At 38.5% G+C, this 8,850-nt stretch carries 8 protein-coding genes; 6 read left to right on the top strand and 2 right to left on the bottom strand.

Features of this window, described 5'->3' with window-relative positions; genetic code table 11:
• The 4 genes from AC1DOS_RS15400 to AC1DOS_RS15385 form a co-directional block, all read left to right on the top strand.
• Window positions 1-461 (top strand): transketolase C-terminal domain-containing protein (locus AC1DOS_RS15400; protein WP_477538207.1); only part of this gene is annotated, 461 nt, incomplete at its 5' end.
• A 39-nt stretch (window positions 462-500) separates the two neighbouring features.
• Entirely contained in the window at window positions 501-1,868 is a 1,368-nt protein-coding gene (locus AC1DOS_RS15395) for a dihydrolipoamide acetyltransferase family protein (RefSeq protein WP_477538206.1), read from the top strand.
• Between the two features lie 4 nt (window positions 1,869-1,872).
• Window positions 1,873-3,285 (top strand): dihydrolipoyl dehydrogenase, encoded by a 1,413-nt coding sequence (gene lpdA / locus AC1DOS_RS15390; RefSeq protein ID WP_477538205.1) that lies wholly within the window; start codon window positions 1,873-1,875, stop codon window positions 3,283-3,285.
• A gap of 880 nt (window positions 3,286-4,165) precedes the next feature.
• On the top strand, window positions 4,166-4,999 hold the full coding sequence (locus AC1DOS_RS15385; RefSeq protein WP_477538204.1) for a polysaccharide deacetylase family protein: 834 nt from the start codon (window positions 4,166-4,168) through the stop codon (window positions 4,997-4,999).
• Between the two features lie 91 nt (window positions 5,000-5,090).
• Here AC1DOS_RS15385 and AC1DOS_RS15380 read toward each other — a convergent pair whose 3' ends face one another.
• A complete protein-coding gene (locus AC1DOS_RS15380; protein ID WP_108584444.1) occupies window positions 5,091-6,560 on the bottom strand; it encodes an aminotransferase class I/II-fold pyridoxal phosphate-dependent enzyme in 1,470 nt (489 codons plus the stop codon).
• A 284-nt stretch (window positions 6,561-6,844) separates the two neighbouring features.
• On the opposite strand from AC1DOS_RS15380, the gene AC1DOS_RS15375 reads away from it, so the two are divergent.
• A complete protein-coding gene (locus tag AC1DOS_RS15375; protein WP_477538203.1) occupies window positions 6,845-7,801 on the top strand; it encodes an NAD(P)H-dependent flavin oxidoreductase in 957 nt (318 codons plus the stop codon).
• Window positions 7,802-7,819: 18 nt separating this feature from the next.
• Complete coding sequence (locus tag AC1DOS_RS15370) at window positions 7,820-8,098, top strand: UPF0223 family protein (protein ID WP_108584448.1); 279 nt, start codon at window positions 7,820-7,822, stop codon at window positions 8,096-8,098.
• 12 nt (window positions 8,099-8,110) lie between these two features.
• Here the strand turns inward: AC1DOS_RS15370 and AC1DOS_RS15365 are convergent, their stop codons facing one another.
• A complete protein-coding gene (locus AC1DOS_RS15365; RefSeq protein WP_477538202.1) occupies window positions 8,111-8,737 on the bottom strand; it encodes a YktB family protein in 627 nt (208 codons plus the stop codon).
• Window positions 8,738-8,850: the final 113 nt, after the last annotated feature.

Raw genomic sequence — 8,850 nt, 5'->3', positions numbered from 1 at the left:
ATATGAAATTATATCGTTCATTCCGCCAAGAAGTACCGGAAGAAGAGTACACAATTCCTCTAGGCAAAGCTGAAGTGAAACGTGAAGGTAAAGATTTAACAATTATAGCTTACGGTGCAATGGTTCATGAAAGCTTGAAAGCAGCAGAAGAACTTGAAAAAGAAAATTACTCTGTTGAAGTAATTGATTTACGTACCATTCAACCATTGGATATTGAAACAATCATTGCATCAGTTGAAAAAACTGGTCGTGTTGTTGTTGTTCAAGAAGCACAAAAACAAGCAGGTATTGCTGCAAATGTTGTAGCTGAAATTAACGAACGCGCAATTTTAAGCTTAGAAGCACCTGTTTTGCGTGTGTTTGCACCGGATACAATATTCCCGTTCTCTCAAGCAGAAACAGTTTGGTTACCTAATGCAAAAGATATTATTGTTACAGCTAAAAAAGTATTAACATTCTAAAATATTCTAATAACGCTCACAACAGAAAGGGTGAATTTTGTGGCATTTGAATTTCGATTACCGGATATCGGTGAAGGTATACACGAGGGTGAAATCGTAAAATGGTTCGTCAACGCTGGCGATACCATTGGTGAAGATGATATTTTATGTGAAGTTCAAAACGATAAAGCTGTCGTTGAAATTCCTTCTCCAGTAGCAGGGAAAGTAGAAGAAGTAGTCGTTGAGGAAGGTATTGTTGCAACAGTAGGCCAAGTATTRATCCGTATTGATGCACCAGGCTATGAAGACCTTAAGTTTAAAGGTGATCACGAAGATGAGCCGAAAGCTGAAGCAGGTCAACCAGTAGAAAAAGAAGCAACACCTGTTGCTAAAGAGCAAGCTCCTGAGAATGAATCAGTAGAGGCAACTAAAGCAGCTCCAAAAACAGAAGCTGAGCCAAAGGTCGTGCAAGATCCAAACGGTCGTGTTATTGCGATGCCATCGGTTCGTAAATTTGCGCGTGACAATAAGGTAGAAATTTCTCAAGTAAATGGTTCAGGCAAAAATGGTCGTGTGATGAAAACAGACATAGAATCATTCATGGATGGTGGACAAGCATCTGAAACAACTAGTCAAGAAGAAGTTGTAACAAATGAAGAAATTTCATCATCTGTAGAAAAAGTGAATAAAGCAACAAAACCTGCAGCTCCCGCTTTAGAAGGAGAATTCCCAGAAACTCGCGAGAAAATGTCTGGTATTCGTAAAGCTATAGCTAAAGCGATGGTTCATTCAAAACATACTGCTCCACACGTAACGTTGATGGATGAAGTAGATGTGACAGAACTGGTTGCTCATCGTAAGAAATTCAAAGAATTAGCACTTGAAAAAAATATTAAGTTAACGTATTTACCATATGTGGTAAAAGCATTAGTGAATACGCTTCGTGAATTCCCAGACTTTAATCGTTCTCTTGACGATGAAGCGGGTGAAATTATTCAAAAACATTATTTCAACATCGGAATTGCTGCAGATACAGAAAAAGGTTTATTAGTACCTGTCATCAAACACGCAGACCGTAAATCAGTATTTGCGATTTCAGATGAAATTAATACACTAGGTGGAAAAGCACGTGATGGCAAACTATCACCATCTGAAATGAAGGGTGCATCATGTTCAATCACGAATATTGGTTCAGCTGGCGGACAGTGGTTCACACCAGTAATTAACCATCCAGAGGTTGCAATACTAGGAATTGGTCGTATTGCAGAGAAACCTGTCATAAAAAATGGTGAAATTGTAGCGGCTCCTGTGTTAGCATTATCTTTGAGCTTTGATCATCGAATGATCGACGGTGCGACTGCTCAGCACGCATTAAATAACATTAAGCGTTTGCTTAGCAATCCAGAACTTTTATTAATGGAGGCGTAAAATCATGGTAGTAGGAGATTTTCCAATTGAAACAGATACGCTCGTAATTGGCTCAGGCCCTGGCGGATATGTTGCAGCAATTCGTGCAGCACAAACTGGCCAAAAAGTAACAATCGTTGAAAAAGAACATATTGGTGGAGTTTGTTTAAATGTTGGTTGTATTCCATCAAAAGCTTTAATTTCAGTTGGTCACCGTTTCGACCATGCAAAACACTCAGATGATATGGGAATTACAGCATCTGATGTAAAAATCGACTTTTCAAAAGCACAAGCGTTCAAAGACAGTGTCGTTAAGAAATTAACGGGTGGAGTTGAAGGTTTACTAAAAGGAAATAAAGTGGAAGTTGTTCGTGGTGAAGCTTACTTTGTAGACACAAACACAGTTCGTGTAATGGACGAAAAATCTTCACAAACATATAAGTTTAAACATGCAATTATCGCAACTGGTTCTCGACCAGTAGAAATTCCTTCTTTCAAGTTTTCTAAACGTGTATTGAGCTCTACAGGTGCATTGAATCTCACTGAAATTCCAGGAAAACTAGTCGTTATTGGCGGCGGTTATATCGGAACTGAACTAGGTACAGCTTATGCAAACCTGGGCTCACAAGTAACAATTGTTGAAGGCGGAAACGATATCTTAGCTGGTTTTGAAAAGCAAATGACAACTATTGTCAAAAAAGGCTTGAAGAAAAAAGGCGTGGAAATTGTCACTAAAGCAGTTGCTAAAGGCGTTGAAGAAACAGAAACAGGCGTTGTTGTTACATTTGAAGCAGGCGGCGAAGAGAAGAAAGTCGAAGCGGATTATGTATTAGTAACAGTTGGTCGTCGTCCAAACACAGACGAGATGGGTCTTGAAGAAATTGGTATTAAAATGGGCGAACGTGGTTTGATCGAAGTCGACAAACAAGTTCGTACTAACATCGAAAATATTTTTGCAATTGGTGACGTGGTTGCAGGACTTCAACTTGCTCATAAAGCTTCTTATGAAGGTAAAGTAGCAGCTGAAGTAATTGCAGGACAGACATCTATAGTAGATTATTTAGCTATTCCTGCTGTTTGTTTCACAGATCCAGAACTTGCTACAGTTGGATTAAACGAAGAGCAAGCTAAAAAAGAAGGCTTTGAAGTTACGGCTGGGAAATTCCCATTCGGAGCAAACGGTCGTGCATTAGCATTAAACGCTACTGATGGTTTCGTGAAGCTTGTTTCACGTAAATCTGATGGTTTACTACTTGGTGCTCAAATCGTCGGTCAAGGAGCTTCTGACATGATTGCTGAACTTGGTTTAGCGATTGAATCAGGAATGACTGTTGAAGACATTGCCATGACAATTCACGCGCATCCAACATTGGGAGAAATCTCAATGGAAGCTGCTGAAGTTGTAATGGGTCATCCAATTCATATCCTTTCAAAATAAAATTAATCTACAGCCGTACAGGGTTTCCTGTACGGTTTTTTAGTGCGAATTTTTATAAAATGAGTAGCTTTTAAATCTTAGGTGTGAGGAAAGCTTTAAATGCATCTTGTTGACCGAGTCTTAACCTTATAATGATTTGGTACCCATTGATGTGACTACTTAGAAATAGGACCTTTGAAATTACTTGAACACTTAGGTTTTCGGGGAGCTTTGGAAAGCACCGTGCTGTATCTTACCTAATGAACAAGTATGGGGGACGTGACTTTGTCATAATCTTGAGGCTTGGATGCTTTCGGTCGCTCCCCTACAACCTTCAGCCAAGTTGTTTTTAAATTTTGGTTTACTAATGAATCGACACTATTCTTTGAAGAACCAAGCAGCCGAAGATGCAATTTCGGCGGCTACCGCATTTCTTTATTTTGGAGAGTGTTGATGATAGCTAACCTTCGCTTTTCTATAAAGAAGTGTTCACTCAAATCTTGAAAATAAAATAAGTAGATAGAGGCTGAAATATCATCTTCGGCCTAATATCTTCATGAAGACAGAGACGATTCTTTTGTAAACCAAACGATTTTCACAGTGAGAGTACAGGTAGCAAGGAAGCGAAGTCACAAGCCCACCTCGCTTTTCTTAAGACCAAGGTGCAGCAGGTCAAGCATGCGAAGCGACTTGAAACCTATCTTCATTAGTGAAAACAATCATGGTTTCACTTGATACTCACCTATTTTGAATGATGTTTCAGCACTAAATGTTTTACAAAACATCACAAGAGTTCAATTAAAAATCAGTCCTATATTATTACTATATTGTTAATACGGTGGTCGTAAGATTTGTAGAAATTATGCTAAAATATACCTTGGAAAGGGATACGGTGATACATATGAAGTACACAAAATTGATGACATTGACTTTATTAGCACTTATGTTGGCAGCGTGTGGGAAAGAAGAAACAAAGACTCCTGCATCAGCACCTGCGCAAGAAGAAGTTGATGAAAAAATTGAAAATGAAGAAACAAACGAAGAACTAGTCGCAGATGTTGTAGAAGAAGAGCCAATGGAAGAAGTTACAACCAAGCCTCTGTATAAGTTAAATGAAGCTAATTGGGCATTTAAACCAATCGCCGATGCACCATCTAAAGTTGTATTGTTAACAATTGATGACGCGCCAGACAAGCGGTCGTTAGAAATGGCGAAAACATTGAAAGAAATGAATGCACCCGCTATCTTTTTTGTAAATGGTCATTTCTTAGATACGGATGAAGAAAAAGCTGTTTTGAAAGAAATTCACGCCATGGGCTTTGCTATCGGAAACCATACACAAACACATGCAAATTTAAAAGACCTTACTGAGGAACAACAGCGTGCTGAAATTATGCAAGTTTCAGAAAAGGTTGAAGCGATAATCGGAGAGAAACCAAAATACTTCCGTGCGCCATTCGGATCAAATACTGATTTCAGCAAAGCACTAGTGAAAGAACAAGGAATGTTATTAATGAATTGGACATACGGCTATGACTGGGTATCTGAATATCAAGATGCTAAAGCTTTAACTGACATCATGGTCAACAGCGAGTTTTTGACGAACGGTGCGAATCTTTTAATGCACGATCGTGTTTGGACCGCTGCCGCTCTAAAAGGAATTGTTGAAGGTTTGCGTGGCAAAGGGTACGAAATGATTGACCCAGCCACGATACAAGGTGTAACTGCGGAATAATCGTAAACCAAATACCACACCATATTTCTTTTTACTAAAAAAAGGCTGAGATTTCCCTTATCAGGAGACTCAGCCTTTTTCATTTAAATGCTTAATAGAAAGCTTTATGTTCTTTTATTACTCGTATCAACTTTAACTCATCATCTTCTGGTCCTTGAACCGGTAATCCTGCTTCAATATTCATATGGATATATGCAATATTATCTTCAGTAATGATTTCTCCAGGAATGAAAATCGGAATCCCTGGTGGGTAGACCATGATAAATTCAGCTGAAATACGGCCAACTGATTCTGCAAACGGTACAACTTCTGTCGTAGCATAAAAAGCATCACGAGGAGTCATCGCTAAACGTGGAATATCAGGCATAGTTACAAAAGGTTCAATAACCGTAACTTCTGATTCGAAATCTTTTGCCATACGTTGAAGAGCATTTACTAGCAAGGTTAATTCTTTTTTAGAGTCTGCAATCGTCACGATACACAAAATATTATATAGATCTGATAATTCCACTTCAATATTAGCTTTTTCACGCAGCCATTCTTCAGCTTGGTGTCCGGTAATACCTAAGTTTTTAACGCTTATCAATAGCTTGGTAGGATCTATATCATAAGTTGCTGACGTCCGTAATATCTCATTTCCTACACAGCGTAAGTTCGGAATTTGATTGATACGTTTACGAGCATCTTTCGCTAACCGAATCGTCGTTGATAATAAGTCATGACCATGAATAGCCAATTGTCGTCTCGCAGTATCAAGTGAAGCTAAGATTGGATAGGATGTGGAAGTTGTTGTTAACATAGATAATATTGATTGAACACGTTTAGAAGATACTAAACCTTCACGCACATTTAAAACAGAACTTTGAGTCATTGAGCCACCAAGTTTGTGTACGGAAGTCGCTGCCATATCTGCTCCAGCCTCCATTGCCGAAATAGGTAATGATTCATGGAAATGAATATGAACACCGTGGGCTTCATCCACTAATACGGGGATTCCTCGAGTATGTGAAATATCAACAATACGTTTTAAATCTGCTGCAATACCGAAATAAGTAGGATTAATCACAAGCACTGCTTTAGCATCTGGATGGGCTTCAAGAGCCTTTTCCACAGACTCTGGAGAAATTCCATGTGAAATTCCCAGTTCTGAATCGACTTCTGGATGTATAAAGACTGGTGTAGCACCTGCAAATACAATCGCAGACATGATGGATTTATGAACATTACGTGGCACCAAAATTTTGTCTCCTGGTCCACAAACACTTAAAATCATAGTCATAATAGCACCGCTTGTCCCTTGAACAGAGAAAAATGTGAAGTCTGCTCCAAAAACTTCTGCGGCTAGCTCTTGTGCTTTTTTTATAGCACCTTTTGGTGAATGCAAATCATCAAGTGGAGCAATATTAATTAAATCAATGGAAAGAATATTATCGCCAACGAATTCACGAAAAGCTGGATCGACACCATTTCCTTTTTTATGACCGGGAATATGAAATTGAATAGGATGTCTATTGCGATGTTTAAGCAAGACATCAAATAATGGAGTTTCTAACTGTGACAATGTCGTACCACCTCAACTTTCTCAAAAGATAGTTCAAACAGTTTGAAAAAATAATCGAATTCACATTAAACAGGATGCCTCTATCGTTTCCAATGGATACATTGGAATCACAATGACTGCACTTTTGCACGTACCCGATTCTTTTAAACTTCTTTTGAACAAATAATTAAAATGAAAAACAAGTGAATTATAGCATTTTGACTAGCGGATGACCATAAATATTTAAAGGAATTTCGACAATAGAGTCGAATAAACTACTTATATTAATAGGAGGAGTGTCATAAATGAACTGGCAAACACGTATTACGGACTTATTACATATACAATACCCAATTATACAAGGTGGACTTGCTTACCTTGCATATGCGGATTTGGCAGCTGCTGTGTCGAATGCTGGAGGACTGGGACAAATCACCGCGATGAGTTTGGAGTCACCTGACGCATTGCGAAAAGAAATACAAAAAGTACGTTCTCTGACCAAACTACCATTTGGTGTTAACTTCGCTATCGGCGATCATGATCGTCCATTTTCTCATATGCTTGAAGTTGCAATTGAAGAGAATGTACCCGTTGTATCAATGACGGGTGGCAATCCAACGCCAATTTTTGATCAACTAAAAGGAACAAACATAAAGAAATTAGTGTTAGTTGCTGCAACAAGACAAGCTCAAAAAGCAGAAGAACTTGGTGCTGATGCTGTAATGGTTGTAGGTCAAGAAGGCGGTGGCCACTTAGGTCGAGATGATGTGGGAACAATGGTACTGGTGCCTCGTGTCGTAGATGCAGTGTCCATTCCGGTGATTGCCTCAGGTGGTATAGGAGACGGTCGAGGATTAATGGCTGCTTTAGCCCTCGGTGCAGAAGGAATTGAAATGGGAACGCGTTTTATTGCGTCAAAAGAATGCGTTCATGCTTCTTTTGTTTATAAACAAGCGTTAGTAAATAGCACCGAAACAGGAACGACCGTTATAAAACGTACGATTGGAGCTCCTGCAAGAGCACTCATAAACCCATGGACAGATAAAATTCATGAAATTGAAGCTTCCACACCTACTTATGAAGCGTTGAAAGAGTATATTAGCGGTCAAGCAAACAAACAATATATATATGAAGGTCTTGAGTCCAAAGGTTTTGGTTGGGCAGGCCAAGTAGCAGGTTTGATAGATGATGTCCCTTCCGTGGAAGAACTTTTTGTAAGAATGATTTCACAAGCAGAAAAATTCCGCGTAAAATGGAGATAACGAAAGGGTGATGCAAGCATGAGTTTTTCATATCCATTTTCAAAAGATTGGTCGACGAATGAAATTATCGCTGTAGTCCAATTTTTCGAAACGATAGAAAATGCGTACGAACAAGGAGTTAACCGAGAAGTCTTGGTGGAAAAATATCGACGATTTAAAGAAGTCGTTCCTTCAATGGCAGAAGAGAAAACCTATTTCCGTGATTTCGAAAAAGAAAGCGGCTATATCTGTTATCCAATCATAAAAAAAATGAAAGAGACAACAAAAGGAGCAATTATAAAAGGAGCAGGGAGATAATCCCTTGCTCCTTTATTTTTTATTTACCATCACATTATAGATTGGTAGAAGCGCTTCAAAAGTTTCTTCTACAAAAATATCAAACGCTTCTTCGGAAAGCTCAATAGCTTGTTCGCTAGAAAGATGTCGACCCACTATAAATTCTGCTTTTTTCACATCACGCAACCGCTCTAATAAAGAAGGTAAAAGTTCTTTGTGGGCTTTTCTTAGAGGATAAGCTTCAGGAGACATGTGATCTCCAGAAATAATGAAGTCTTGCGGCATTTTTTTAAATAAAGTTTTCTTTTTTAATAATCTTTCAGCAATTTGAACTTTATCCGGAGCTTCATAAATAACTGCTAAAATAATAAACACATGCGTCTTCCATAAACCGATTTGAAAATGTGGCATGGCTTTATATCCTCGTTTATAAGGGGCAAATGCAACCCATGAATCTTTGGGGGGATTTACAGAACGTCTCGCATGTCTCGCAACATGAGGATAGAATTCATCTCCTGTTTTACTTGAGAAGTAAGACGCATATGTATTCCCGAATTCCTCGAATTTTGGTCGGACTTTTTCAATCAAAGCGTGCATACGATGTTCTAAACCATCTATTTGGAAAACGTCAAAATCTGCTTGTTCCCACGTGTTTTTCAAATTTTTTTCCACCTTTCGCATTTCCTATGTTTAGTTTAATCAAAAGATGGGAAAAAATCTTGTAAGTAGTCTTAATGAAGTTGAAAAAATTAACTTCTTGTCATATTGTATAT

The sequence above is a fragment of the Paenisporosarcina sp. P5_A11 genome, assembly GCF_056400705.1.
This window is presented reverse-complemented; position numbering and strand designations above follow the sequence as displayed.